Origin of the sequence: Nocardioides sp. NPDC047086, assembly GCF_040643685.1 — a bacterium.
In the GTDB taxonomy this organism is placed as follows: Bacteria; Actinomycetota; Actinomycetes; order Propionibacteriales; family Nocardioidaceae; genus Nocardioides.
In genome coordinates this window covers 1-26,162 of sequence record NZ_JBEYUV010000030.1, presented here as the reverse complement: position 1 = coordinate 26,162, position 26,162 = coordinate 1, and the positions used below count along the sequence as shown (strand labels likewise).

Sequence of the window (26,162 nt, the reverse complement as noted above, 5' to 3'; positions counted from 1 at the left end):
AGCATGACCGTTGATGAAGAGCTCGAGGCGGCCCGTGCGGCGCTGGTGATGATCAACCCCGCGCCGTACAACGCCGAGGCGCCACCGGCTGCCCTGGCCGGGGACGTCACCCCGGTCGAGCTGCACTACGTACGCAGCAACTTCGCCGTGCCCGACCACGACGGCACCCTGGAGATCGGCGGCGCCGTCGGCACGCCCACGACCCTGACGCTCGAGGACCTGCGCGCGATGCCGGCCCACCACCGCACGGTCACCCTCGAGTGCGCCGGCAACGGCCGCCTGGAGATGCGGCCGCTGCCGACCGGCGAGCCCTGGGGCGACTTCGCGGTCTCCACGGCACGGTGGACCGGAGCCCTGCTCCATGAGGTTCTCGCGAAGGTCGAGCCGGCGAGCGACGGGGTCGAACTGCTCGCCACCGGCGCCGACCACGGGCCGTACCACCTGCAGGCGGTCCTTCCCGAGACCGACCAGGACGATCTCACCTTCACCCGCGCGCTGCCGCTGTCGCTGGCCACCGACCCGGAGTCGGGGATCCTCATCGCCTACGAGATGAACGGCCGGCCCCTCGAGCGTGACCACGGCGCCCCGTTCCGGCTGATCGTCCCGCACTGGTACGCCGTCGCGTCGGTGAAGTGGCTCGAACGACTCGACGTCCTCACCGAGCCGTACTCCGGAGAGTTCCAGACCGGTCACTACATCTACGAGTGGCCCGACAAGCCGCACGAGCCCGTCACGCTCATGCGGGTCCGTGCCCGCATCACCGAGCCGGAACCCGGCTCGGTGCTCACCCAGGAGACCTGCACCGTCCGTGGGAAGGCCTGGTCAGGCACCGGTCCGGTCACGAAGGTCGAGGTCAGTCTCACCGGGGAGGGCGACTGGCTGCCGGCGCAGCTGGAGCCGGTCGCCGCGGGCGACGTCGGGTGGCAGGACTGGAGCTTCACCTGGGACGGGATCGGCGTCGGCCGGCACACCCTTCGAGCCAGGGCGACCGACGCTGCCGGGAACGTGCAGCCCGACGTACCGCCGTGGAACCGCCTGGGCTACGGGAACAACGCCATCGAGGTCATCTACGTCGACCGGCGCTAGCGCTGCAGGCCGGCGCCGAAGGCCCAGCCCGGTTCGCGCGAGGAGGCGGCTCGGGTCTGACCCGCCGGGCCCGGGATCTCGTGGAAACCACGATCCCGGGCCCGATGGCGTACTGTTCAAAGCGTTGAAGGGACGGCTCTGTAAGCCGTCCTGGCCGTACACCACGTTGCGGCTTGTATCTTTTATCTGGTTTTCGGTTCGCTGGACATCAGCACAGATGGATGTCTTCAGCGGCTCGGGGCACAGTGCCCCGGCACCGAACAAAGGAAAAGATCATGGCTCAGGGCACCGTCAAGTGGTTCAACGCTGACAAGGGCTTCGGCTTCATCGCGCAGGACGGCGGCGGCGAGGACGTGTTCGTTCACTTCTCCGCCATCCAGACCAGCGGTTACAAGTCGCTCGACGAGAACCAGAAGGTCGAGTTCGACGTCACCGCCGGCCCCAAGGGCCCGCAGGCCGAGAACGTCCGCGTCGCCTGATTTTCAACGAAGGGCCCCGACCGCAACCGCGGTCGGGGCCCTTCGTGCGTACGCCGCCGGATCGTCCGTAGGGTGGAGCCGAGGAGGCTGACATGGGCGATCGCGATCGAAACGAGCAGGGACGGGCACAACAGGCTCGGCCGCGCGACGCGCTCGGCCGACCGCTGCCGTACGGCGAGGTCGGGGTCGAGCCGATCTCCGAGGAGCCGCTCCCGCCGGAGGAGACCCTGGCGTACGCGCGCAGCCTGCTCGAGGACGGGCGTCCGTTCGCGGCCCACGAGGCGCTCGAGGTTCGCTGGAAGTCGGGGCCGGAGGAGGAGCGCGAGCTGTGGCAGGGTCTGGCCCAGCTGTGCGTGGGCCTGACCCACCACGAGCGCGGCAACTCCGTCGGTGCCTCCCGGCTGATCGAGCGCGCGGCAGGGCGGCTGGAGACGTACGAGACGGGCGGCGGCCCCACCTACGGTCTCGATCTCGGCGCGCTCGTCGGGTGTGCCCAGGACCGCGTACGGAGCGACTGACCGCTCGTGACTAGGGCTGGTCGGTGTCCGCCTTGAAGTCCTCGGACTCGACCGCGAGGGACACGAGGACTCCGCCGAGCAGTGCCCAGAGCGGGGCGGAGATGTTGAGGATGGTCACGTCGCTCATGGCGATCACGAGCGCGGCGAACGCGCCGGTCTGGAACCTGGTGCCGCCGAACGCGCCGCGGAGGGCCGAGACCAGAACCCCGATCATCGCCAGCCCGGCCACGGCGGCGATCAATGTCGTGGGCAGGATCGAGACCAGGGCGACCGCCACACCGGCGAAGACGCCGAAGAGGGCGAACAGGATGCCGTTGACCACGGTCGCGACATAGCGGCCGTCCCGGTTCTCGCCGGCCTGCTCCGAGGAGCAGATGGCGGTCATCGGGCCCGCGATGTTCGCGTTGTGGCCACCGAAGAGCGAGGTCAAGATGCCCCCGACGCCACTGATCAGGGTCATCGCGTTGACCGGAGGCCGGTACTTCTCCGCCATCAGTACGCCGGTGGCCTGGGCGTTCTCGGCACCGATGACCAGCACCGCGAGCGGGATGGCGACGGCCAGGATGGCGTTGAGGTCGAACGTGGGCGCCACGAGCTGCGGGGCGGAGAGCGTGAAGTCGACGTCCGTGGACCCGAAGGCCCCGGTGGCCAGCGAGGCGACGATGCCGAAGACCAGCGCACCGACCACGCCGGGCACGGACCTGATGAAGCGGGTGAGCAGCAGGTAGCCGACCGCCGCGGAGATCACGATCACCGGTGTGCTGACGCCTGCGTGCACCACGCCGGTGCCGAAGCGGATCAGCGCGCCGGCGATCATCGCCATCACGATCGGCACCGGGAGCCACGCGGCCAGGCGGGGGAGCAGCCCGGTGAGACCCAGTGCGAGCACGAGCACCCCGGCGGCCAGGAAGGCCCCGACCATCTCGCTGAACTCGAAGTCCGCGAGGGCGCCGACCACGAGCACCGCACCGGGGATGCTCCAGGCGCCGGTGATGGGCATTTTGTAGTAGAGCCCGAGGACCAGCGAGATGAGGCCGCCGAAGACGTAGATGCCGAAAATCCACGAGGTGACGAGCTCATCGGACAGCCCTGCCTCGTTGGCCCCGTTGATGATGATCAGGGCGGGACCGGTGCACCCGAAGATGGCGGCGACCAGGCCGGCGCTGACCGGGGCGACACCCAGGTGTTGTCGGAGGTCGCGAAGGCCTGACCTGAATCCGGACCCCGGCTCGATCAGGGAGCGGTTGGTGCGAACCTCTGGGGGAGTGGGCTGGCTGGTGGAGCCAGTGGCGGGGCTGGTCATGGGGCCACCTCGATGACAAACGACGTACGGTCTGGAAAGGACCGTCTGGTTTGGACTATCGAAACCTAGGGGTGTCGCAAGAGTGCTGTCAAGGGTGGCTGTTCGGGTGCCCGGCTAGCTGCGTTCCTTCTCGAGCTTCTCCCAGAAGTCGAGGGCGGCATGCTCCATCGCAAGGCCGAGCCCGAGGGGAACCATGCGGTCGGCCACGTCCTCGCGGTCCTTGAACATCTCCTGCATCCCTGTGTAGACCTTGATCCGCTCGCGGTGCTGCTCGATCTGTTCCCGCGCCAGCTGCAGGACGTCCTCGGCCTTGGCGAACTCGGCGAAGAAGAGCTTGAGCTCGGCGACGTCGCGCACCTGCATCTGCTCGGTCGTGGGCTCGCTCAGCCATGACTTGAGGGCGTCGAGGCCTGCAGGGGTGGCCGAGTACAGCTGGCGCCGCCGGCCGACCTCCTCCTGATGCACCTCGAGGAGGCCCAGGTCGACGAGTCGCTTCGGCTCGGAGTACAGCTGCGCGTGGGGGAAGGGCCAGAAGTAGCCGACGGAGCGGTTGACGGCGCGCTTGAGGTCGTACGACGTCGATGGTCCTCGCATCGACACCATGCCCAGCACGACGTAGGAGGTAGGGGTCAGTTTCGGTGTTGACACGGTCTGAAGCGTATCGTAGGGTCCTGAACGTCCAAAACAGACGATACGAACTGTACGGTAGGAGTCGGCATGATGGACCTTGCGACAGCCCTGCGGTGGACCACCGAGAGATATCCGCACCGCCGCGCGGTCGGCGGCTCCGCGCCGATGTCGTACGCCGCCTGGGACGAGCGCACCGAGCGCTGCGCCCACGCCTTGCACGAGCTCGGAGCGGCCGAAGGCAGCCGCGCGATCTTCATGCTCCAAGGAGGCGAGCCGCTGGCGACGCTGCACCTGGCTGCCCAGAAGGCCCGGGTGACGTCCCTGCCGCTCTCGACCCGCATCGGCATGGAGGAGCTCGCCTACTGCATCGGCGACTGTGATCCCGCACTCATCGCGGTGGACGAGCACACCCACGACCTCGTCCTCGGAGCCTTGGAGATGGTCGAGAAACCTCCGCCGTTGGTGTGGGCGGGTCATCGAGACCACGCACCCGCCGGCGTTCCCTCGCTCGCGCGAGTCGCCGAGCGGGCGCCTAGCACGGTCGTGCCGGCCAGACCGCAGAGCGACGACATCAGCGTCATGTTGTACACCTCCGGGACGACCGGAAAGCCCAAGGGCGTTCCGCGCACCCACAGTGCCGAGCACTACGCCGCGCTGGCGCATCTGGTCCAGACCGGCCACGGTCCCGGTGAGGCGACCCTCGGCGTCATGCCGCTGTTCCACACGATGGGTCTGCGTACGCTGCTCGCGAGCGTCGTGTCCGCGGGCACCTGGGTGCCGCAGGCCAGGTTCGACGCCGATGAGGCGCTCGAGCTGATCGTCGCCGAAGAGGTCAGCTCGTTGTACCTCGTCCCGACGATGTACTGGACCCTGATGCAGGGCGACCGGCTCGGCGAGGCACCGTCGGTGCGCAACCTGGCCTACGCCGGCGCCTCCATGACCCCGACCCTCGCGCGACGGCTCGTGGACGCGGTCGATCCCGCGCGCTTCGTGAACCACTACGGCAGCACCGAGATCTACACGTTCACCATCGGCCCCGAGAACATCGCCAAGCCCGGCTGCGCCGGCCGGGCCGGCCTGTTCTCCAGGATCAGGCTCGTCGACCCCGATCCCGGGGCGAGCCCCGACCAGATCGTGGCGGACGGTGAGCGCGGGCAGGTGATCGCCTCTCTGGACAGCCCCGAGGCGTTCGCCGGCTACTGGAACCGGCCCGATGCCGACGCCAAGGCCATCCGGGACGGCTGGTACTACACCAACGATCTCGCCGTCGCCGACGAGGACGGTGACCTGTGGGTCTCGGGACGCGTCGACGACATGATCAACTCGGGTGGCGAGAACATCTACCCCGAGGAGATCGAGAACGCGCTCGCCGCCTGCCCGGACCTGCAGGAGGTCATCGTCGCGGCGACCCCGCACGACAAGTGGGGCCAGGCAGTCACCGCGTTCATCGTGGGACGCCCCGAGGACTCCTCCGAGACCACGCTCTCGAAGGTCGAGCAGTTCGCCCGGGAAGGATCGGGCCTGCCGTCGCTGAAGCGTCCCAAGCGGTACGTCGTGGTGGACCAGATCCCCAAGTCCGCCGTGGGCAAGATCCTGCGCCGCCGCCTCGCCGCAGGTGAGTTCGAGACCCTTGCCGACACCGAGGAAGGTGCTCCCGCGTGACCCGGCTCGCTCGTGTCGAGGACGCAGCGCTACTGACTGGTCAGGGGCGCTTCCTCGATGACCTGGACCCGCTTCCGGGGACCCTCGTGGCGGCGGTGGTCCGCAGCCCCCACGCGCACGCCCGGATCCGGTCGATCAACCTCGACAAGGCCCGTCGGATGCCTGGCGTGGCGGCGGTGATCGGCCCCGAGGAGGTGCTGGCGACGCTCAAGCCGTTCCCGCTGTCGGTGAAGACGCCTCACCCCTACTACCCGACCGCCACCGACAAGACCCGCTTCGTGGGCGAGCCCGTCGCGGTCGTCGTGGCCTCCGACCGTTATCTGGCCGAGGACGCCGCGGAACTGGTCGAGATCGAGTACGAGCCGCTTCCCGTCGTCGTCCGTACGGATCAGGCCCTTCTGCCAGACGCCCCGTTGCTGCACGAGGAGTCCGACAGCAACGTCGCGACCGACCGTGAGTTCACCTTCGGTGGCGTCGAGGCCGCCTTCGCCGAGGCGGCGCATGTCGTCTCTCGTAGCTACTCCTTCCCTCGCTACTCGTCGACGCCGATGGAGTGCTACGTCGTCGTCGCTGACTGGCGCGAGGGCCCCGACGGCCCCGAGATCACCGCCCACGCCAACTTCCACGGCCCGTTCTCGATGGCACCCGTGGTGGCCGGGGCGCTCGGGATCCCCACCTCGTCGCTGCGCCTGGTGGTCCCCGCAGACATCGGCGGCAGCTTCGGCATCAAGTCCGGCGTCTACCCGTACATCGCACTGATGGCTCTGGCCAGCAAGCATGCGGGCCGGCCGGTGCGGTGGACCGAGGACCGGCTCGAGCACCTCCTGGCGAGCTCGGCCGGCTCCGACCGGATGATGACGTTCGAGGCCGCGGTGGACGACGACGCGGTGATCAGTGCGCTGCGGGTCGATCTCGTCGACAACGTGGGCGCCTACATGAGGCCTCCGGAGCCGAGCACGCTCTACCGCTGCTTCGGCAACATCACCGGCGCCTACAAGATCGACGCCGTGGGGATCCGGGCACGCGCCGTGGTCACGAACAAGGCGCCCACCGGGCTCAACCGTGGATTCGGCGGGCAGCAGCTGTACTTCGGTCTGGAGCGGCTCATCGACGACATCGCCCGCGAGCGCGGGCTCGACCCCGCGGAGGTCCGCCGTCGCAACCTGGTCTCGGCCGACGCCTTCCCGTACGCCACCCCGAGCGGCGGCATCTACGACTCCGGGGACTACCAGCGAGCCCTCGAGCTCGCCCTCGACAACGTCGGCTACCAGCGACTCCGCAAGGAGCAGGCGGTCGCCCGCGAGAACGGTGAGTGGATCGGGATCGGGCTCGCGACGGTCGTCGATCCGTCGGCGACGAACATCGGGTACGTCGGACTGGCCACCCCTGTCCAGGACAGGACCGCCAAGCGTGGCAAGTCGGGGTCCACCGAGCACGTTCGCGTCACGGTCGACCCCCAGGGGATCGTCAGCGTGCTCCTCGGAACGGTCCCGCAGGGGCAGGGGCATGCCACGGTCGCCCGGGACATCGTCGCAGAACACCTCGGCCTGCCGAGCGACCAGGTCCGACCACGGGTGGAGATGGACACCGCCACCACGCCGTGGACGATCAGCTCGGGAAGCTACTCGTCGAGGTTCTCCCCGCTCCTGACGAGCGCGCTGCTCGAGGCGACCGACCGGATCGCGGACTCCATCAAGGTGGCCGCCTCCGTGCTCCTCGAGGTCGAGCCCGAGCGGCTCGAGCTCGCCGACGGGACGGTCCGGGTCGTCGACGACCACGAGCGGTCGGTCGCGTTCCGGCACGCGGCCGGGCTGATCCACTGGGACCCCGGCTCCCTGCCGGACGGCTTCTCGGCCCGGCTCTACGAGGAGGCGGCGTACACGCCCCCGCAGTCGAAGGCGGCCTCCCGCACCGACCAGATCAACTCCAGCCTCTGCTACGGCTTCGTCGCCGACGTCGTGGTCGTGCGGATCGACCGGGAGACGCTGACGGTGAGGATCGAGGATCTCTCCACCGTTCACGACGCCGGCACGATCTTGAACAAGACGCTCCTGGAGGGCCAGGTGCACGGGGCGATCACCCAGGCGCTGGGTGGGGCGCTCTACGAGGAGATGACCTACTCCGACGCGGGCCAGCCCACCGCGGGCACCTTCATGGACTACCTGTGCCCGACCTCGGCGGAGTCGGTCTTCCCGCTGACCAGCGACCACCTGGAGACGCCCTCACCCCTGACCAGGCTCGGCGCCAAGGGCTGCGGCGAAGGCAGCTCGATGAGCCTCCCGGTGGCGATCGCCAACGCCGTCGCCGACGCACTTCGCGACGAGGGCGTCACGGTCGACTCGCTGCCGCTGCACGGAAACGTACTGCACGAACTGCTCACCACATCGAAGGGAAACTGACATGCCACTCACCGGAGGCGAGATCCGGCTCGAGCACACCCACGAGGGGCGCGTTGCCCACCTGGTGCTCGACCACGGGCGCTACAACATCATCACGATGGAGACCCGTCGGGTGATGGCGCAGCGCTTCGCCGAGATCGACGCAGACGATCGTGTCCAGGTCGTGGTGATCCGGGCCGAGGGGGAGCACTTCACCTCGGGCGGTGACATCGCCGGGTTCATGGAGGTCGAGCCCGTCGACCTCACCGACCTCGGGCAGGACGTCACGGCGGCGGCCCGAAGCCCCAAGCCGGTCATCGTCGCCATCGACGGGTACTGCTTCGGCGTCGGGCTGGAGCTCGCGCTGTCGGCCGACATCCGCATCGCGACGGACCGCTCCCGGTTCGCGCTGCCGGAGATGAAGCTCGGGATGATTCCGGGCAGCGGCGGGACCCAGCGTCTTGCTCGGCTCATCGGGCTCTCCCGTGCCAAGTACCACATCCTGACGGGCGAGCGGATCACCGGCCAGCAGGCACTCGACTGGGGCCTGACGTCGCACAACTGCGCTGACGAGCAGGAGCTGGAGAAGGCCGTCGACGAGGTCGTGGGCAAGCTCCTCAGCTACTCGCCGATGGCGATGCGGACCGCGAAGGAGGTGCTCGACCGAGGGGTCGACGGGCCGCTCTACACCGGGATCGAGCTCGAGCGGAAGGCGTACTCGATGCTGAGGGCCAGCCACGACTTCGCCGAAGGGGTCGCCGCCTTCGGGGAGAAGCGTCCTCCCCGATTCGAGGGCCGGTGATCGCGTGAAGGCCGCGCCGTTCGCGTACGTACGCCCCGGCACCGTCGCCGATGTGGTGGCCGAGCTGTCCCGTGACGGGTCCAAGGTCATCGCCGGCGGACAGTCGTTGGTGCCGGTGCTCGCGATGCGTCTGGGGCGGCCGGCTCAGCTGATCGACATCAACGCGGTGCCGGAGCTGAGCGGGCTCTCCCGGGACGACGGGTCCCTTCGGGTCGGCGCTACCGTTCGCCAGCGGCAGCTGCAGCGCGACCAGGTCGCCGCGGCCGTTCCGCTGATCCGGCTGGCCCTGCCCTGGGTCGGCCACCGCGAGGTACGCAGCCGGGGGACCGTGTGCGGCAGCATCGCGCACGCGGACCCGTCGGCAGAGCTGCCCGCCGTGGCCGCCTGCCTGGAGGCGACGATGGTGCTGAGGAGTGCTCGCGGCACCCGGCGCGTGCCCGCCGCCGACTTCTTCACCGGTGCGCTGTCGACGGTGATCGAGCCGGACGAGCTCCTCGCGGAGGTGGTCTTCCCGGTCGCGAAGCCCGACGAGGGGTTCGGCTTCGGGGAGTTCGCCCGCCGGCACGGTGACTTCGCCCTGGCGGGCGTGGCCGTGCGGGTCCGCGCATCGGCGGAGTCGGTGGACGCACGGTTGACCTGTTTCGGTGTCTCGGACGTACCGGTCACCGTGGATGTCTCGCCGCAGCTTCGTGCCGCGCTCGAGAGGACCGGCCCGGATCCGTCACGGGCGGACCTGCTGTCCGCGCTGGCCGAGCACATGCCGGACGTCGCTGACGATGTCGTCGACACCACGGGCGACAGCCACGCCAGTCCCGCCTACCGCCGCCAGCTGATCAGCGCTCTTGCTGCCCGCGAGGTGAGCCGCGCCTACGTGTCAGCCAGAGACTCCGAATCCGAGGAACGCTCCCGATGAATCTGCCGCAGCCGTACGCCCGCACCGAGGCCGACCAGGCCGTCGACGTGAATCTGACCATCAACGGCACCGAGGTCACGCTCTCGTTGCCGGCCCGCGTCACCCTGTCCGATGCCTTACGCGATCACCTGGGCCTCACCGGCACCCACGTCGGCTGCGAGCACGGGATCTGTGGCATGTGCACGGTGCTCGTCGACGGCGATGCGGCGCGGGCCTGCCTCCTGTTCGCGGTCCAGCTGGACGGCGCCGAGATCACCACGGTCGAGGGGCTGGGCCGGCCGGACGACCTCCATCCTCTCCAGGAGTCGTTCGGGCGTCACCACGGCCTGCAGTGCGGCTTCTGCACGCCGGGCTTCCTGATGAGCTCGTACGACCTGCTGACCCATGAGCCCGAGGTGGAGCGCGACGAGCTCCCCACCGAGCTCTCCGGGGTCCTGTGCCGGTGCACGGGATACCGCAACATCATCGACGCCGTCGACGAGGTGGCTCAGGGCCATCGCGGGGCTCTTCCCGGTCCGGGGAACTGCGGTCAGCGCACCCTCGTCGGACGTACGAGTGCGATCAGCCCGGGAGCCGGCGCGGCCGAGACCACCTTCGAGGAGGAGCCGGCCGAGCGCCCCCAGGAGATCGAGATCCCCGCCGGCGACCCCACCATCCAGATCGATGTCGTCAGCCGGTTGGCCTCCGGGCCGGACGAGGTGGCGCGCGTCTTCGACGACATCCGGCTGCTGGCGCGCTGCCTGCCGGGTGCGGAGCTGACCGACGACCTCGGCGCCGGCTGGTACCGGGGCCGGGCGCGCATCGCCCTCGGCCCGATGCGGATGGCCTTCAACGGGATCGCGCACATCGAGGAGCAGTCCGCCGATCGCATCGTGATGAGAGCGCAGGGCAAGGACACCGGCGGCGGGGCGCAGGCCCGGATCGTCATGACGGCCGCCGAGGTCGACGGCGGCGGGACCGCCTTGCAGGCCGAAGCCAGCGTCTTCCTGACCGGACGCATCGCCGGCTTCGGCCGGTCGCTCGCCGGTGACGTGAGCCGACGGATGTTCGAGGAGTTCGCGCGCGCCGTGGACCGGGCCGCCGCGGGGGAGGAGGAGCCGACCGCGGGTACGCGTCCGCCCGGCGCCGTCTCCCTGCTGCTGGCCACCATCGTCGACCGGGTCCGGCAGCTCTTTCGCCGACTGACCTCCCGGGGCCGGGGTGCCTGAGACGTACCCCGTCTGTGGCATTGCCTCGGCCGGCTGTTGACCACCAACGCCCTCGGCGTGCTTGGGTGGATCCATGAGTCGCACGGTCGATGTCGACTACCTGGTGGTGGGTGCCGGAGCCATGGGGATGGCGTTCACCGACGCTCTGACCGAGCATGCCGACGTGCGGGTGGCGCTGGTCGACCGCCGCCACGGGGTCAGCGGGCACTGGCTGGAGGCGTACCCGTTCGTGCGTCTGCATCAGGCCTCCGCCTTCTACGGCGTCGCCTCGACCCTGCTCGGCGGCGGGCAGCTGCAGCAGCGCGGACCGGAGAAGGGTCTTCAGGAGCGGGCCACCCAGGCGGAGATCTGCGCCTACTACGCCCGGATCCTCGACCGGATGGTGGAGTCGGGCAAGGTCCAGTTCTTCCCGAACAGCGAGTACGTCGGTGACAGCACCGTCGTCTCGCACATCTCGGGGGAGCGCCTCGAGATGCCCGGCGCCCGGATCGTCGACGCCCGCTACCTGGCTCCGAGCATCCCCGCGGAGAAGCCGCCGCCGTTCGGCGTCGCCGAGGGCGCCCGGGTGCTGCCCGTCAACGAGCTCGCGCGCCTGGAGGACGCGCCGAGCCAGTACGTCGTCGTCGGGTCCGGCAAGACCGCGACCGATGCGTGCATCTGGCTGCTCTCGCGCGGCGTCGACCCCGACGCGATCTGCTGGGTGCGGCCGCGGGACCCGTGGATGTTCAACCGGGCCGTGGTCCAACCCGACCCCGCGATCTTCCTCGGGATGGCGGCCAACACGATGCAGGCCGCCGAGCAGTCGACCTCGCCCGAGGATCTGTTCCTCCGGCTCGAGGAGGCCGGCATCATGCTCCGCATCGACCGCTCGGTCATGCCGACGATGGCCAAGGCGCCGACGCTGGCGATGTGGGAGCTCGAGCAGCTGCGTACGCTCGAGAACGTCGTACGCCGCGGCCACATCCAGCACGTCGACCGCGGCTCCCTCGCCTTCGCCGACGGAATCGTCACCGTGGCCGAGGACGCCCTGGTCGTGCACTGCGCCGCCGACGGCCTGAAGTATCCGGCCCTGGTCCCGGTCTGGGGTCCCGAGGCGATCACGCTGCAGCCGATCCGGGCCGGCTTCCCCTGCTTCGGCGCCGCAGTGACGGGCTACGTGGAGGCGACCCGCGACTCCGACGCCGAGAAGAACAGGCTCTGCCCGCCCAGCCCGTTCCCCGACACGATGGCGACCTGGGCGCGGATGAACGTCCTGGGCACCCAGGCCGCCATGTCGTTCTCGGCCGAGCCCGACATCAAGGCATGGTCGGACGGGGTCGCGCTCAACCCCGCCCGGGTCGCGCCGGGCCGTCCCGGTTCCGCAGCCCTGGACGACGCGCGCGAGCGCCTGGCGAAGCACACCAAGCCCGGGCTCGCCCGGCTCGCCGAGCTGGCCGGACCGATCTGAGTGTCACCTCATCAGCTGTAGCTCCTCGACCCGCAGCGCCGATCCTTCCCGCAGCGGCTCCCACACGCCGGTCGACTCGAAGCCGTGGGCGACATAGAGCCGGCGTGCGACTTGGTTGCCCTCGGTCACGTGCAGACGTACGCCGAGATCGCGGTCGCGGCACCAGCTCACCAGATCGGTGAGGAGCCCGGCGGCGTACCCACGGCCGCGTGCCTCGGGCGCCGTCCACATGCCCCAGACGTAGGCGACCGCGCTGTCCGGGGGAGCGAAGACGCCACCCATCGCGACACCTCGGCCGTCCTCCAGCACCACCAGGATCGGTGCTGACCCCTCGGCCCGCTGCCGCCAGAAGTCCTCGGTGAGCGCCTGGGTCTCGGCGAGCGTCCTTCTGAAGGCGTCGGGTGAGTCGGCCAGCGCCCGCAGGCTGACGTTGCGGAGGAGAGACCAGTCATCAGCGGTGATGGTGCGTACCTCGACGTCCATGGCACCGACATTGACACCAACCGGTCGACACTGCCACCCAGTTTGCGACCCGTCGCCCGTCGAGCTCGAACGGAAAGACCTGACGTCGCGACGCTGCCATGCGCCGCTGACATCCTCCTACCGATGGTTGCGCCCTGCGCCAGCAGGCAGCGGGCGAGTACCTGTGAAGGCAGGTGCGGCGATCTCCGTGTCCGGCGGGGGACAAGCCGCGATGCCGGCCTCGAGCAGAGCGCCCAGCCGTGCGTCACAGTCGGGGCTGGCGCTCGCCACGACCCCCTCGACGGCGCACCGGACCATCGTCGGCGCGCAACGCTTGGCGAAGATGTGTGCGTCGATCCGGCCTCGGATCCCCAGCCGATCGACCCAGGCAACCGCGCCAGGAACCATCCCGAGCGCGAACTGGGCCTCCCGCCGGGTGGCCGCCAGATCGGGCTCGGCATCCGCGCACAAGCGCTCGGCTTGAAGCAGGCCAGCTGCCAGCGCGTGCTGCGTCCCTTCGGGGACGTCGAGGATGGTCTGCGCCGCTACCGCCACCGCGACCGTGTGCCACGTGCGGTCGTTCCCGCGCCGGCCCACGACCGAGGGGACGAGTGGCACCAGCTGCTGGCGTCCGTCGTCACTGGTGTGATCGTTCACCAGCCTTGCCAGATACCCGAGCAAGGGATGGGTGCAAGAGGGATGATCGCTCCACCGCTCACCGGCGAGGACCGAGGCGAGCTCCATGAAGCATGCGCCGCGTCGTGGCGTTCGATGCCGGCCATGTGACAGAACCGGGATGCCGTCGGGAATGCGTGAGGGTTTCATCGCAACCTCCTACTCCGAGGATGCGCCGATGAGCTGCCGCGATCAACCTTTCAGCGGGGAGACGTTTGCCGGTCCGCGATCGCGCAGCTGAGGTCGTGGTCAGGTTGTGCCAGACCCAGCGGCGCCCCGTGTCAGCGACTGCTGGACCTGCCATGCAGCGAAGGCGACGAGCAGGCCCCCGGCAATGCCGACCCACCCGGCGGAACGCACCTCGCCTTCCTCGCCGATCGCCTGCCAGGCCGCGATGACGACGCCGACGTAGTGGACTGCGGTGAGGGCACCGGCAGAGATCAGGACGGCGGTGGCGAACCGACGCCGGGAGGAAAGAGACAGGATGCCGAGGGCCAGGCAACCGAGTGCTGCCGCTGGCTCGAAGATGTACTCGGCGCTCACGCCTTCCTCGACCTCCGTCCAGAGCGAGCTGAAGCCGTCGTAGGGGAGGAACAGCGCGAGGGCGGCCAGTCCAGCGCCCGCCATGGCGGATACGAGCCAGACAGGCTCGACTGGACCGAGGTCGTGGTCCCGCGACGACACGCTCGAGCACGCCCGGCCTGCCACGAGAGCCCCCACTCCGCCGCACACGACAAGAAGACTCAGAGCAACACCGATGCCGCGGATGTCCTCGAGGGAGAACTTCACCAGTCCGATGCCGGCGGCGCTCATGAGGACCCCGACCACGACGAACAGTCCTGCTGCGGTGGCGGTGGCCAGCTGGTGACGGCGGAGCCGGCCCGCCGCGAGGAGGAGAGCAAGGGCGGCAAGCGCTACCTCGAACGGCGTGACGACAGCGAACGAGTTCCAGGACGTCGTGGTCTCGGCCAGCAACGGCAACGGAACCGCGGCCAGGAGCCCCACGGCAGCCATCGATGCGACGGCCGGTACCCACGCGGGGGCCTGAGGTTCGGTAGCCGCCACCGGCCGCGGGTCGTGCTCGGGATCGCGCGCGACAGCGGCTTCGGCCGCCGGCGGGGGTGTGTCAGCCAGGGGTGGCACGGCCGTCGGCTGCTCCGGCGCTGCCGGCGGCGGTGGCGGCGGTGGCGAGGCCTCGGCGGGCCTGCGAGCTCGTTCGGCCGACGCTCGGACGACACGCTGGGTGTCGTGCTCGGCGATATCGTCCAGCGCCGTGCGAGCCGCGGCGGCGCGAGCGGAGTCCGCGTCGTCGAGCAGCGCGGCCAGCTCCTCCACCGCACCGAGACGTACGTTGGTGAACGGACTCGAGACGGCGGCACGCAGGTCGGCCAGCAGGTCCACCGGTTCGGGTGGGCGGTTGCTGCGGGCGATGTAGAAGTCTCCCTGCACGTCGAAGACCCACTTGCCCGGAGTCTGTGACGGGGTGACGGCCCGCACCCGGTCGAAGGCGAACTCGTACAGCTCGTCGACCGACACGAAACCGTCACGATCCCGGTCCGCCTCCCCGGTGGCCAGACCCTCGACCAGGGCCGAGGTGAACACCGACGGCTTGCCCTGGCCGGCGAGCTGGTCGCCCTCGAACGAGTACTCCATCGCGCTCGACGCCGTCAGCACGATCCGCCCGCGACCATCGAAACGCTCCATGATGTCCATGCGCTCATCGCCGCGGTTCATCATCCCGCGCGCGAACGCGCCGCTGTAGCAGCAGTCCAGGAGCAGCACGATGCGCCGGGATCGACTCCTCGTCATCTGTCTGTTCACGTAGTCCGCGGGCAGTGACGTGGCGTCCAGGTGGTCGACCTCGGTGTCCGGCGTAGCGAAGTAGAGCCGCCCGTCCTCGTCCTTCACCCCGTGACACGAAAGATGCAGCAGGAGGAGATCGTCGAGCCCGCGGTCATCGAAGAAGCTCGAGACCTTGCGGCGGACCACGTGCTCCGGTTCGTTCAGTGACACCTCGACCTCGAAGCCCCCGATCTCGGCGTTCCGAAGGACGCCTGCCAGCTGCTCGGCGTCGGTGGCGGGCGCACGAAGCCTGCTCAACCGCTGGTCGTGGTAGGTGTCGTTCGCCACCACCAGTGCGCTGCGCCGACCCGTGGTCATGGCACGGGCGAGGAAGCAGGTGGCTCGGCTTCCCCTGAGCCGTGCAGGGCTGCGACGAACTCGTCGATGAGTCGATCCTGCTGCTCCCGTGACGCGGAGTCGATCTTGAGTGTCTGGTCGCCGATGGTGAGCTCGACCGCCTGGGCCCCGCGAGCAGAGGACATCCATCCCCGTATCGCCCCCACGATGGCGGTCACTGCGACCAGCGGCTCCTGGAAGGCCACGAGCAGGACCCCGATCGCTGCGACGTCGACGCCACGGGTGCCGGGTGGCGCCTCGCCCGCGCTCGCGCGTTCGACATCATCGACGCCGAGGTCCAGAAGCTCCCGGCGCAAGACGGAGCTGAGCTCGTCGAGACGATCCACGTCAGGATCGTGGATCGTGATGGTCATCTGGCGACTCATCCTCGGCACCTCCCTTGGCCCTGATCGAGCAGGCGTTGGGGGATGTGGAGACCGGGGAACCCGGACGCGCCCGTGAGCATGACAACGCTCATGAACCGCACTGTAGGGCCGTCCTGGACGCGCGGGCATCGCTCATCCAGGGGATCGATCGACAGGTGGAGGCCGGATCCGGTCAGGCGAGTACTGCCTTCAACCGCGCGGCGAAGGACTCCGGATGGTCCACGAAACCCGTGTGGTCACCGGGGAACCGGAGGGCGCTCAGGCCGAGCCGCGCGGCGAGCGCCTCGGTCGTACGCTCGCACAGCTGTCCGGCCGACTCCTCGCCGATGCCGAGCACGATCCGCGGACCGCGTCGCAGCGCGTCCACGTCCGGCTCCCACCGCACGGTCGCCGGCAGCTCGTCGGCGTACCAGAACGCCTCCTCGGCCAGAGCGCTCGAGCTGCGCTTGCCGCCGAACATGGCTTCGAGCATGCCGCTCGGCACGGCGATGCCTGCCTGATCGAAGAACATGCCCCACGCGCCGATTACGTCGCCGTCGGCGTGACGACGCCGCATTCTGTCGGTCAGCGTGCGCTGCTCCTCCCGGTCCGCGAGGAGCTCCAGCAGCGGCGGCTCATGTGCCACGATCGTCGTAGCGAGCTCGGGATGACGCTGGGCGAAGGCGAGCGCCGTCACGGCACCGCCGCTGGACCCGAGGATCGCGACGGGTCCGAGGTCCGTGCGACGTACGAGCTCGGCGAGATCGTCCGCGCGCTGCTCCGGTGTGGAGCCGACGGACCGATCGGCCAGGACGCTCGCGCCGTGGCCGCGTGGGTCATGGGTGAGGACGGTGTGGTCGGCCGCGAGCACATCGGAGAAGGGGGCGAACTCCTCGGCGGTCATCGGCGACCCGACGAGCGCGACAGCGGGCCCGGATCCGCGCAGCTCGTAGTGCAAACGCGTCTCGGGCAGGTCGATCAGGGCGGTGGTCGGGTCGGTGAGCACGATCCTGGATTCGGACATGGGCATTCCTGTTCGTTCGGTGCGGTCAATCCGCACGGGTGGTCGAGTGGGTGAGCAGGGGCGGGTCGAACGCGACGGCGGGGGCACGGGGCGGCGCCAGGCGCAGGAGCCGCGAGACGAGGGGCGGTGCGGTCGCAGCCAGCACGACCGTCAGCGCCGCGGGTAGCACCATCGCGCCGGCCAGGCCCACTCCTGCGGCGAGCCCGCCGATGAGAGCGGGCCCGACGAACCCGCCGAGATAGCCGATCGTGGTGACGAGCGAGAGCCGCCGGGCATCGATCCGGGCGGCGCCCAGGCTGCCGATCACGATCGGCCAGACGAGGGCCGTGCCCGCGCCGGCGAGCGCCCACCCGCCGGTGGCGACCGCGACCTGGGCGACGTCGGGGACGACGGGGGAGAGGAGGACGAGTACGAACCCGAGCGTCGTCGTCGCGGCGGCCGACGCCACGAGGGTCGGCGCGAGGACGGTGCTGCGCAGACGGTCTCCGGCGAAGCGGACGGCGGTCATCGCGGCGAAGAAGACGGCGTACATCGTCGCTCCTGCGGCGGGTTCGGCGCCGAGGACGCGTGTGGTGTGGATGCCCGCCCAGTCGGTCGCGGCACCCTCGACCACGAAGGCGGCGGCCGCCACGGCACCTGCGCCGAGGAGCACGGGGCTCATCGCGCGGGTCGGTCCCTGAGAAGCGGTTGCGTTCGGATCCCTCGCAGCGACCGGGTCGGTGTCGGTGTGACCGGCCGGGAGCCGTAGCGCCAGCAGGGTGAGCAGGGCGCCGACGCTCAGCGCGGAGGCAGGCAGGAGCAGGAGGCCGTCGCCGCCGGCGCGGAGCGCCGCTGCCAGTGCCGAGGACCCGAGGACGGCGCCGAGCGTCCAGCATCCGTGCATCCGGGCGATCACGGGTCGTCCCGCCGCGCGTTCGGCGGCCGTCGCCTGCGAGGTGAGCCCGACGTTGATGCCACCGCAGCAGAGCCCGAAGACGGCAGCGAGCGCGATCATCGGCTCGGCTGTGGGCATCGCGCCGATCGTGGCGAGCACGAGCCCGGCCGTGGGGAGGGCGACGCGCAGCACGGCGGCGTCGCCCCAGCGGTGGGCGAGGAGTCCCGCCAGCGGCATCGCCACCGCCGCGCCCAGCGCGAGGGTGAGGAGCAGGATCCCGAGGCGCGTGGGGCCGAGATCGGCTCGGGCGTCGAGGACCGGAAGCCCCGCGCCCCAGACCGCGGTGAGCATGCCGACGCTTCCGTGCAGCGCGGTGACATTGCGCAGGGATCGGAGCGAGGAGGACATGCCCCCAGGTTCCTCGCGGCCTCGGATGTACGTCCAACACCGGTGAAGCACCGATCGACGCACTTCTGTTGTCGATCCGCTGTCGCCCGCCTCGCCCACGGGACACAATGAGCCCGTGGCAGGCGACCTCGAGATCAGGCTCCCGCCGCTTCGTGGCGGTCGCGGAGGAGCTGCACTTCGGGCGTGCGGCCGACCGGCTCTTCATCGCCCAGCAGGCGCTCAGCCGGGACGTCCGCCGGCTCGAGGACGTGGTGGGCGTCCGTCTCCTCGACCGCTCCTCGCGCCGCGTCGCGCTCACGTCGGAGGGCCGGCGTCTCGTGGACCGGGCGCGGGAGCTCATCGCGCTGCACGACCGCGCCCTGCGCGCAGCCCCCGACATCGAGTTCATCGTCCGCTACGGCGGCGGATCGGCGGACACGCTGGTCGCGGCCGACATCGGCTTCGGCGCCACCCCGCATGGCGCCTCGACCCCGCGTCAGCAGGCCGTACGTCACGAGCGGGTCATCGTGCTCCTCCCCGACGACCACGAGCTCACCGCGCTCGATGCCGTACCGCTCGAGGCGCTCCTGACGGCTCGCGTGTGCACGCGCTCGGGCGACCACGTGACTCCCGCATGGACCCACGCGATGGGCCAGCTCCTCGCTCCGTACGGTGTCGACCCGACCGACGGGCATCCCCATGTCCTCGGCGGCGCCGAGCTCGGCGCGCACCTGCGGTTGCACGGTGCGCCGGGGTTGGCCCTGGAGAGCCAGCCGCCGCTCGAGGGCCTCGTGACGCGCCCGCTCATCGAACCCGTCGCGCTGTTCCCCTGGACGATGCGCTGGCGTGCGGATCTCGACCACCCCGGTCTCGACGTGCTCAGACGCAGCGCGCGCAGGCTGTCCGACGCGCAGGGCTGGATGGCGGTGCCCGACGGCGCCCTGCTCCTCAGCACCTGATCGACCAGCACGTCGCGGAGGTCGCATCGGGGCGATGACGGTCAGGTCGGCGAGCGGTATCATGGGCGCGCAGCCGTACCTCCTTGTTCTCGGGAGGTGTTGATCATGTGGATGAGTCGTTCACTCCTCGCTGTCATCGCCAGCGCACTGCTGCTTCTCGCCGCCTGCGGTTCGGCCGACGAAGGGTCGGAGGTGGACCCGACCGATGCGAGCTCCGCGACGAGCGGGCAGGTGGATCCTGATCCTGATGACCCGACCGATCCCGACGAGCCGGTGGTGGCCGTGCCGACGCTCCCGATCGGCGGCGGGTCGTACCCGCTCGACGGCGCGCCCGGCGTGGTCTGCGGCGACGTCAGCTGGCTGTGGCCGAGCGGCAACGATCCGTCGATGCCCGAGGGTGTCTCCGTCCGGGTCACCGACTACGCCGTCGATCCGGCGGTCTTCGAGCCGGCGGACGCGGCCTGCGACGGTGAGTCCTGCCTGGACGGCTTCGTCTTCACCGCCGACTCGCTGAACTGCAAGGTCGCGATGCTCTCCCTGGTTCCGTGGACCGACGAGCAGGAGGGCGAGGACGCCGTGCTCCGGCTCAGCGGTGAGATGACCTGCCCGGCCGAGCCCTGCGAGCTCGAGGACATCGAGGGCGGCGACACCGAGGTGACCTTGGATGCGCCGGAGGTCGACACCGAGTCGGCGGACCCGACCGACCCTTTGGAGTCGGAGGAGTCGGAGGACTCGGAGGACGCCACGGATACGACCGAGTCCGGCTGATGTCATGCCGGAGACACCGTCGTCGGGGATCGACCGCTGGGTGAGCCTGGCGACGAGCTTCGTCGCGCCGGTGACCGTGATCAGCGCCGTCCTGTTCTACTTCGGGTACGTCGCCGCCCGCGCCCAGTACGACTACTTCGGCCTCGACGTCGACGTCATCGGGCTCAGCACCCGCGCGTACGTCATGCGCAGTCCGCAGCCGCTGCTGACCCCGATGCTGGTCCTGACGTTCGGTGGCGTCGCGGTGGTGGCCTTCCACCACTGGGTCCGCCGACATGCCACCAAGAGCTGGTTCGGTCGGGTGGTCACGGCCGTCCTCGGCACCGGGCTGGTCCTCCTGGCGGCCGGAACGCTGCTGCTGGCGGGGTTCTCCTTCGTCGGTGGCTGGGCCTACTACTCTCTGGTGGCGCCGGTCCTGCTCGGCGGTGGCGCGGCGCTGGTGGCGTACGCACTGCGGCTTCGCGGCCCGCTCGAGCCTCGCATCGTGCTGCTCTGGGTGGGCGTGGCCGCCTGTGTGGTGTGGGCGACGGCCACGACCGCGCAGTGGACCGGCCGTGGCCTGGCGATGGAGCAGGCCCGTAACCTGCGCAGCCTGCCCAGCGTCGTCCTCGACACCCGGGAGCGGCTCTACATCCCGGCCAGTGCGGGAGTCGAGGAGGCCGCACGCCCTGATACCGGTGAGGACGGCTACCGCTACCGCTACTGGCGGCTGAGGCTGCTGATCCAGGGCGATGACCGGATGTTCCTGGTGCCCGAGACCTGGAGCCCCGGTGGCACCACGATCCTGGTCCGGCTCGACGACGACGTGCAGGTCCAGTTCCAGTTCCGGAACTCCCCACCGGGTCCGCGTACCGGATCTTGAGTAGTCGGCTCGCGCTACCGACCCGCCGGGCGGGGTTCTGTCTACACCTGTTGCATGCGGTCGCGCGGGTCCGTGCCGACCGGGGTCCTTCCTGTAGAGGGGATGTCGATGGCTCAGGGCGATGGCACCGAGACCGGGAGCGAGGACTGGGGTCGTACGAAGGTCTACCTGCGCAGCGACCCGACCAAGTGGAACAGCCTCTCCTGGGTCACCGCACGCTCCCTGATCGACTCGGTCAACGACATCTTGGGCAGAGGTACGCAGGGGCTCGTCGAGAACCTGCGTGCGCACTGGACGAAGAAGGACGACGACCTGACGATCCGCCGCCCGGGGGTCTCGAGGTTCCTGGTCATCGGCGACACCGGCGAGCAGGACCCGTCCCAGTACGTCGTCGCGCCCGCTCTGGCGCGAGCCGCGGCCGAGCACCTGGACCGGAATGGGCACGTGGAACAGCGACAAGCCGGCTTCGTGCTCGTTCTGAGCGACGTGATCTACCCGTCGGGCAACGTCAACGACTACGTGGACGGCTTCTACAAGCCGTACCGGTCGAACCGGGTGGAGGGACTCAGGGCGCCCGTCGACGTACGGGACAGGTTCGCGCTTCCCGAGAGCGTCCCGGTCTACGCGATCCCGGGCAACCACGACTGGTACGACGGTCTCTACGGCTTCGCCCACCAGTTCTTGTACGCGGCGGAGGAGCCGCCGACCTGGCCCAGCGATCTCCTGGCGCCGTCGTTCGACGACACGCTCGGGCGACGGCAGCTGATCGGGGACCGTTTCGGGCGCAGCATGTGGCGTACCCCCAGCGAACCGGCCGGCACCACCGCGCCGGCGCGGTGGGGAGAGCCGGCCGACGACGGCCGGCCGGCACCAGAGGCTCGGCTGCAGCCAGGGCCGTACTTCGTCATTCAGACCGAGCACGTGGACCTGGTGTGCATCGACACCGGCATCGACGGGACCATCGACGGCCCGCAGTTCGACTGGCTGAGCTCGCTGCCTGGCGAGATACCGAAGATCCTGATGACCGGCAAGCCGCTGCTCGTCAACGGTGAGCGCCGCAAGGGTGAGGTGTCCGGACGACCCGGCAAGACCGTCTACGACCTCGTGGCCGAGCGCAAGCGCCGCTACGTCGCGACGCTGGGCGGTGACACGCACAACTTCCAGGTGTACGACCCGCAGAGCCCGGGCAGCTCGCGCGACCGCCTGTGGCACATCGTCAGCGGTGGTGGCGGCGCGTACACCCATGCCACCCATCCCATCCGTACGGCCACCTCGGACGCGCGAGCCGACATGGACTTTCGGCCGACCAAGCTCTTCCCGGGGTCGGCCGAGTCGCTCTCGTACTTCGCCCAGCAGCTGGTCCCCAGCATCTGGCGGCTGCTGCTGACCGTCGTGCTGTTCGGCGGGGGAGTGGTCCTGGGCCGGTGGCTCGCGACCACCGGGTGGAGCCGCGAGCTCCAGCTGGGGGACCAGATCGTGCGCGTCGGTCCCGCGGGTGTGGCCATCGCCGCGATGATGGTGATGGTGCTGCTGCACCAGCTGCCGCAGCCTCCCGGGCACAGCCTCTTCGGACGCCGCCTCCTCCTGCGTCTCGAAGGGCTGGTCGCGGGGGCGCTGGCGACGTTGTTCCTGCACCACTACCTGCCTGATGCGGCCGGAGCACTGCTCGTGCTGTTCGGGTCGAGCACGCTGTGGATCTGCCTCAACGCCTGGTGCCTGCGCTGGTCGAGATGGTGGAACCCGGTCGAGCAGGTTCCCGGGTGGCATCACGTCGCGTTCGCATGCGTGCTGGTGGCTCTCGCGGCTCTGGCCCTGGTGCCCTGGGCCTTGGCCGAGCGCGGCTCGGACGACGGACGTATGGTGCCCTGGTTCCTTGTCGTCGCGGTCGGCTTGTACGCCGTCGTGGCGACCGTCGGGTGGCGGCGACGGATCGTCGACGACGTCGACGGCGACAGCGCCGCGCGCTGGCTCGAGCGCTCGGTCGTGTGGGCCTCGCTCGCGCAGGCGGCCGTCGTCTCGGGCGAGATGGTGCGGGTGCTGAGCCGAGAGGGCTGGACCGTGCTGTTCGTCGGTGGCCTGATCGGGCTCGTCCTGCTGGCGGCGATCGCGGCAGTGCTTCTTGCGGTGCCGCTGGCCCCGGATGCTCTCACCCGCCACCTGCGCAACGAGCCCGTACGCCGGGCGCGGGCGTGGCTCGGCTGGCGGCGTTGGCTGGTTCAGCCTCTCGTGTTCCTGGCGGCGCCCGTGATGCTGGCGCTCTGGTGGTGGGTCGCCGACGCCGTCGACTCGGATTCCATGCGTACCGCCTTCGCCCTGCCGGCGCTCATCGCGATCACCGCGATCGGTTTGCTGGTCCTCGACTGGCTGCGACGCGAGCACGAGCTGCTGTACATGCCGCTGGTGGTCATCGCCATCCTGGTCGTCGGTGGTCTCCTGCTGGGGTCGGCTGCGCCCGGTCTGCTCGACGTACCGGGCCTCGACTCGCCCGGTGATCTCGTGAACGAGCTCATGACGTGGTGGCCCGTCGTGGCCGTGGGCGCGGCCCTCGTCACCGCCGTCGCGGTCGGCGCCGCGCTCGTCCTCGCCCATCTGGTGTTCCTCGGTGCCCACTCGCTGATCGTGGACCCCGGGGCGTGGATGCGTCCCCGTTACCGCCAGGGCGGCCCGACGCACTACGACTTCATCAGCGAGGCTGACGCGACCTCCATCATCGAGGCCGAGCAGAAGCGGACCGGTGGCCGACCCGCAGTGGTCGAGGGCGTCGGTTGGCGGACCAAGCGTCGCGCCCAGATCGCCTTCCCCGGCCTGAACCCGCCGTTCGGGCCGATCCAGAGGTTCGTCTCCGAGATCTACTCGCTGGACGAGCCGCCGTTCTTCAAGCACTTCCTCGAGTTCGAGACCTCACCCACCGAGGTCGTCGTCAAGATCCATCGCGTACGTGGCGACCAGCCGGTCGAGATCGACGAGGTGGCGAGGATCAGCCTCACGGACCCTGCCCCACAGACGCCATCACGCCAAACGTTCAGGAGGTCGACGTGAACCGACGCGACAGCGTATGCGATCCCATCTTGTTGTCTCCAGATGCGCCGGGCATGCCGCGGTTCCAGTTCGTCGCACTCGGCGAGTACGAACCGCGGGGCGATGTCACCCGCATCGAAGGTGGCATCAACCTGCATTCATTCCCCTGGTTCGCTGAGATCGTCGGCCGCTGCTCCGACCGCGAAGGCCACCCGATCGACTCCTGGTGGTGCATCAACCGCATGCCGGTCGTCGGCACGGATTTCGAGCTGCTGGCGGCATGTATCGACGGCGCCCCGGAGTCCCTGTTCCACGTACTGTCGGGTCGCGACCACGGCGATGCCCTCGCCGGCGTTCTGAGGAGAGACTGGCCCGACATCTACGGAATGCTCGAAGCCAGTACGTCGGGCGATCTCAGCCGCAGGCTCCTGCTCACGGTCGACGCAGGCGGCGGCCGGCAGTGGATGGTCGCGGACGTCGTGGTCGGTGAAGCTCGGCACAACATCGCGCCCGCGCAGGTCGAAGACCTGATCATCACAGCGCTCTCCGTCGCCCTGCGCGCCAACGACTGGGTCACCCAGCTCCCGGGCATCCTCGAGCTCGGCCCCGACCTCACCACGCGCCGGCTCCGAGGGATGGCCGGAATCCTCGGCGGAGTCGCAGACATGGGAGGAGGGCTCCAGGCGCTCGCGCAGGGCAATCTCAAGCCGCATGAGCTCGCGTCCGCGGTAGAAGCCGCTCGTGGGCTACCCGACCACGTTCGATCGGTCTTCCGCTAGCAAACGGCACCGGCAGGACGACTTGCATCTGAGGGCCGCTTCGGGACTGACGCCGAAGTCGGCCGCGCCAGCAGGGGCGTATGTGACTCTCATGGCTGACGCGCCGGGACGCCGACTGTACGAATCGATGGGATTCGTGGAGACGGCGCCCAAGTCGTTGGGCATGCGCCTGGCGCACTGATCAACCGTCGAACGCCTCTGCCAGGTCAGCCGGGGCGGCCGCCAGCCAGGCGTCGATCAGCAGGTCCCGGAGGTCTCCTGCCTCGATGACGCTGAGCTCGATGAGCACGGCGGGGTAGTTGTCGAAATGAGGGATCGTGAAGACCCCGTCGATGCCGGCGGCGAGGACGCCTTCCTTCTCGTGCAGATCGGCGGTGTTGACCGCGAGGATCGGCTGGGCGGGCGGGGTCTGGTCGCCGAATCGCTTGAGGTCTGCCTTGCTGAACTGGCGCAGCCAGGCGAACCCTTTGCCGCGTACGGACCAGGTCGGGTGTCCGTGGCGCTCGCCCTCGGCGACCTCGGGCAGCTCACCGATGATCCGGGCGACGTCTTGGAGCGTTGCCATTCCTGGAGCGTAGCTCGTGGCGCTGCTCGATTGGCTGGCATCACAGGAATGGCCGTACGCCTCGTCAGGCGGCGAGGGTGAGGGGTGGGTCGAGGTCGTTGCTGATGTCGATGGTGCCGGTCGGGCTGACCAGGTATTGGTAGCCGTGGGGGCTGTGCCACCGGTAGGTGGCGGCTCGGATGCGGTGGTAGGTCCAGCCGTGGTGGGTCTTCATCCGGTGGTGTTGTCGGCACAGCGGGGTGAGGTTGTGGCTGCTGGTCTTGCCGCCGTCGGCGTGGGCGGTTCGGTGGTCGAGGTCGCAGCGTTCGGCGCGGGCTTGGCAGTAGGGGAAGGAGCACTTGTGGTGGAGCAGTGCGGCTTGGCGGCGCTGGCGGGTGGTCGGGACGTAGCCGGCGGTCTCGATGTCCTCGGTCAGGTCGACCACGATGATCGGGTTGATGATGGTGCCGGGGGTGGTGGCCCATTGTTCGAGGCGTTCGATGCTGACCAGGCCACGGGTGTTCGCGAGGCGTGCCAGGCCGGTGCCGGCCAGGTCGCGGGTGTCGGTGTGGATGACCAGCTCGACGACTCGGGCGATCCCGGGGACGCCGTCGAGGGATCCTGAGGTGTAGGCGCGGGCGAGGATCCCGAGCGCGGCCGCTCGGCGCACGTCGAGGCTCGCATCGGCGTAGCCGTCCTGGTCGAGGAGTCCGTGCGCGATCGCAGCGACGGCTTGTTCGAGGTCTAGGGCGTCGGCGGCGTCGAGGACCCCGTCGAGGTAGCCCAGCGCGAGCACGGCTTGGCCTTCTTCGGCACCCGCACCGACGAACGGGGTCGTCTG

24 protein-coding genes are annotated in these 26,162 nt (G+C 69.9%); 14 read left to right on the top strand and 10 right to left on the bottom strand.

Translation table 11 applies throughout. The features are described 5' to 3' along the window. Positions 1 to 3: 3 nt before the first annotated feature. From ABZ796_RS20170 to ABZ796_RS20160, 3 genes are all read left to right on the top strand, one after another. Positions 4 to 1,086: a sulfite oxidase gene (locus ABZ796_RS20170; RefSeq protein WP_357339258.1), complete on the top strand. Its 1,083-nt coding sequence runs from the start codon at positions 4 to 6 to the stop codon at positions 1,084 to 1,086. Between the two features lie 275 nt (positions 1,087 to 1,361). Further along, positions 1,362 to 1,565 carry a cold-shock protein gene (locus ABZ796_RS20165; protein WP_141804077.1) on the top strand — a complete coding sequence of 68 codons (204 nt, stop codon included), beginning with the start codon at positions 1,362 to 1,364 and terminating at the stop codon, positions 1,563 to 1,565. Positions 1,566 to 1,657: 92 nt separating this feature from the next. Beyond that, positions 1,658 to 2,083 carry a DUF309 domain-containing protein gene (locus ABZ796_RS20160; protein WP_357339256.1) on the top strand — a complete coding sequence of 142 codons (426 nt, stop codon included), beginning with the start codon at positions 1,658 to 1,660 and terminating at the stop codon, positions 2,081 to 2,083. Between the two features lie 10 nt (positions 2,084 to 2,093). Here the strand turns inward: ABZ796_RS20160 and ABZ796_RS20155 are convergent, their stop codons facing one another. Both ABZ796_RS20155 and ABZ796_RS20150 read right to left on the bottom strand, forming a co-directional pair. Further along, positions 2,094 to 3,386 carry a benzoate/H(+) symporter BenE family transporter gene (locus tag ABZ796_RS20155; RefSeq protein WP_357339254.1) on the bottom strand — a complete coding sequence of 431 codons (1,293 nt, stop codon included), beginning with the start codon at positions 3,384 to 3,386 and terminating at the stop codon, positions 2,094 to 2,096. A 114-nt stretch (positions 3,387 to 3,500) separates the two neighbouring features. Beyond that, positions 3,501 to 4,034: a PadR family transcriptional regulator gene (locus tag ABZ796_RS20150; RefSeq protein WP_357339252.1), complete on the bottom strand. Its 534-nt coding sequence runs from the start codon at positions 4,032 to 4,034 to the stop codon at positions 3,501 to 3,503. Between the two features lie 72 nt (positions 4,035 to 4,106). On the opposite strand from ABZ796_RS20150, the gene ABZ796_RS20145 reads away from it, so the two are divergent. The 6 genes from ABZ796_RS20145 (at position 4,107) to ABZ796_RS20120 (ending at position 12,426) form a co-directional block, all read left to right on the top strand. Further along, positions 4,107 to 5,678 (top strand): AMP-binding protein, encoded by a 1,572-nt coding sequence (locus tag ABZ796_RS20145; protein WP_357339251.1) that lies wholly within the window; start codon positions 4,107 to 4,109, stop codon positions 5,676 to 5,678. Beyond that, a complete protein-coding gene (locus ABZ796_RS20140; protein ID WP_357339249.1) occupies positions 5,675 to 8,077 on the top strand; it encodes a xanthine dehydrogenase family protein molybdopterin-binding subunit in 2,403 nt (800 codons plus the stop codon). The genes ABZ796_RS20145 and ABZ796_RS20140 overlap by 4 nt, the downstream gene beginning before the upstream one ends. 1 nt (position 8,078) lies before the next feature. Further along, a complete protein-coding gene (locus tag ABZ796_RS20135) occupies positions 8,079 to 8,858 on the top strand; it encodes an enoyl-CoA hydratase/isomerase family protein (protein WP_357339247.1) in 780 nt (259 codons plus the stop codon). A 4-nt stretch (positions 8,859 to 8,862) separates the two neighbouring features. Continuing rightward, a complete protein-coding gene (locus ABZ796_RS20130; RefSeq protein WP_357339245.1) occupies positions 8,863 to 9,771 on the top strand; it encodes an FAD binding domain-containing protein in 909 nt (302 codons plus the stop codon). Then, entirely contained in the window at positions 9,768 to 10,979 is a 1,212-nt protein-coding gene (locus ABZ796_RS20125; protein WP_357339243.1) for a 2Fe-2S iron-sulfur cluster-binding protein, read from the top strand. The genes ABZ796_RS20130 and ABZ796_RS20125 overlap by 4 nt, the downstream gene beginning before the upstream one ends. A gap of 73 nt (positions 10,980 to 11,052) precedes the next feature. Further along, positions 11,053 to 12,426, top strand: coding sequence for an NAD(P)-binding protein (locus tag ABZ796_RS20120; protein ID WP_357339241.1), 1,374 nt, complete (start codon positions 11,053 to 11,055; stop codon positions 12,424 to 12,426). 3 nt (positions 12,427 to 12,429) lie between these two features. Here ABZ796_RS20120 and ABZ796_RS20115 read toward each other — a convergent pair whose 3' ends face one another. The 6 genes from ABZ796_RS20115 to ABZ796_RS20090 all read right to left on the bottom strand — a co-directional run bounded on the left by ABZ796_RS20115 (position 12,430) and on the right by ABZ796_RS20090 (position 18,412). After that, entirely contained in the window at positions 12,430 to 12,909 is a 480-nt protein-coding gene (locus tag ABZ796_RS20115; protein ID WP_357339239.1) for a GNAT family N-acetyltransferase, read from the bottom strand. A 117-nt stretch (positions 12,910 to 13,026) separates the two neighbouring features. Further along, positions 13,027 to 13,713, bottom strand: a complete 687-nt coding sequence (locus ABZ796_RS20110; protein WP_357339238.1) for a hypothetical protein — start codon at positions 13,711 to 13,713, stop codon at positions 13,027 to 13,029. Between the two features lie 99 nt (positions 13,714 to 13,812). After that, positions 13,813 to 15,723, bottom strand: coding sequence for a caspase family protein (locus tag ABZ796_RS20105; RefSeq protein WP_357339237.1), 1,911 nt, complete (start codon positions 15,721 to 15,723; stop codon positions 13,813 to 13,815). Continuing rightward, positions 15,720 to 16,127, bottom strand: a complete 408-nt coding sequence (locus ABZ796_RS20100; protein ID WP_357339236.1) for a hypothetical protein — start codon at positions 16,125 to 16,127, stop codon at positions 15,720 to 15,722. The genes ABZ796_RS20105 and ABZ796_RS20100 overlap by 4 nt, the downstream gene beginning before the upstream one ends. Positions 16,128 to 16,299: 172 nt before the next feature. Continuing rightward, positions 16,300 to 17,130: an alpha/beta hydrolase gene (locus tag ABZ796_RS20095; protein WP_357339235.1), complete on the bottom strand. Its 831-nt coding sequence runs from the start codon at positions 17,128 to 17,130 to the stop codon at positions 16,300 to 16,302. Positions 17,131 to 17,155: 25 nt separating this feature from the next. Further along, the gene (locus tag ABZ796_RS20090) at positions 17,156 to 18,412 is read right to left on the bottom strand and encodes an MFS transporter (protein ID WP_357339233.1); all 1,257 of its coding nucleotides are present in this window, start codon (positions 18,410 to 18,412) and stop codon (positions 17,156 to 17,158) included. Between the two features lie 107 nt (positions 18,413 to 18,519). Between ABZ796_RS20090 and ABZ796_RS20085 the strand changes: the two genes are divergently transcribed. The 5 genes from ABZ796_RS20085 to ABZ796_RS20065 all read left to right on the top strand — a co-directional run bounded on the left by ABZ796_RS20085 (position 18,520) and on the right by ABZ796_RS20065 (position 24,777). After that, the gene (locus ABZ796_RS20085) at positions 18,520 to 19,350 is read left to right on the top strand and encodes a LysR family transcriptional regulator (RefSeq protein WP_357339232.1); all 831 of its coding nucleotides are present in this window, start codon (positions 18,520 to 18,522) and stop codon (positions 19,348 to 19,350) included. A 111-nt stretch (positions 19,351 to 19,461) separates the two neighbouring features. Beyond that, positions 19,462 to 20,118, top strand: a complete 657-nt coding sequence (locus ABZ796_RS20080; RefSeq protein ID WP_357339231.1) for a hypothetical protein — start codon at positions 19,462 to 19,464, stop codon at positions 20,116 to 20,118. Between the two features lie 4 nt (positions 20,119 to 20,122). Continuing rightward, a complete protein-coding gene (locus ABZ796_RS20075) occupies positions 20,123 to 20,980 on the top strand; it encodes a hypothetical protein (RefSeq protein WP_357339229.1) in 858 nt (285 codons plus the stop codon). 108 nt (positions 20,981 to 21,088) lie between these two features. Continuing rightward, positions 21,089 to 24,019, top strand: a complete 2,931-nt coding sequence (locus tag ABZ796_RS20070; RefSeq protein ID WP_357339227.1) for a metallophosphoesterase — start codon at positions 21,089 to 21,091, stop codon at positions 24,017 to 24,019. After that, the gene (locus ABZ796_RS20065) at positions 24,016 to 24,777 is read left to right on the top strand and encodes a hypothetical protein (RefSeq protein WP_357339225.1); all 762 of its coding nucleotides are present in this window, start codon (positions 24,016 to 24,018) and stop codon (positions 24,775 to 24,777) included. The genes ABZ796_RS20070 and ABZ796_RS20065 overlap by 4 nt, the downstream gene beginning before the upstream one ends. A 181-nt stretch (positions 24,778 to 24,958) precedes the next feature. On the opposite strand, the gene ABZ796_RS20060 is transcribed toward ABZ796_RS20065, so the two are convergent. Beyond that, a complete protein-coding gene (locus tag ABZ796_RS20060; RefSeq protein ID WP_357339223.1) occupies positions 24,959 to 25,342 on the bottom strand; it encodes a hypothetical protein in 384 nt (127 codons plus the stop codon). A 64-nt stretch (positions 25,343 to 25,406) separates the two neighbouring features. Next, on the bottom strand, positions 25,407 to 26,162 hold a 756-nt coding region (locus tag ABZ796_RS20055; RefSeq protein WP_357339221.1), incomplete at its 5' end, for an HNH endonuclease signature motif containing protein.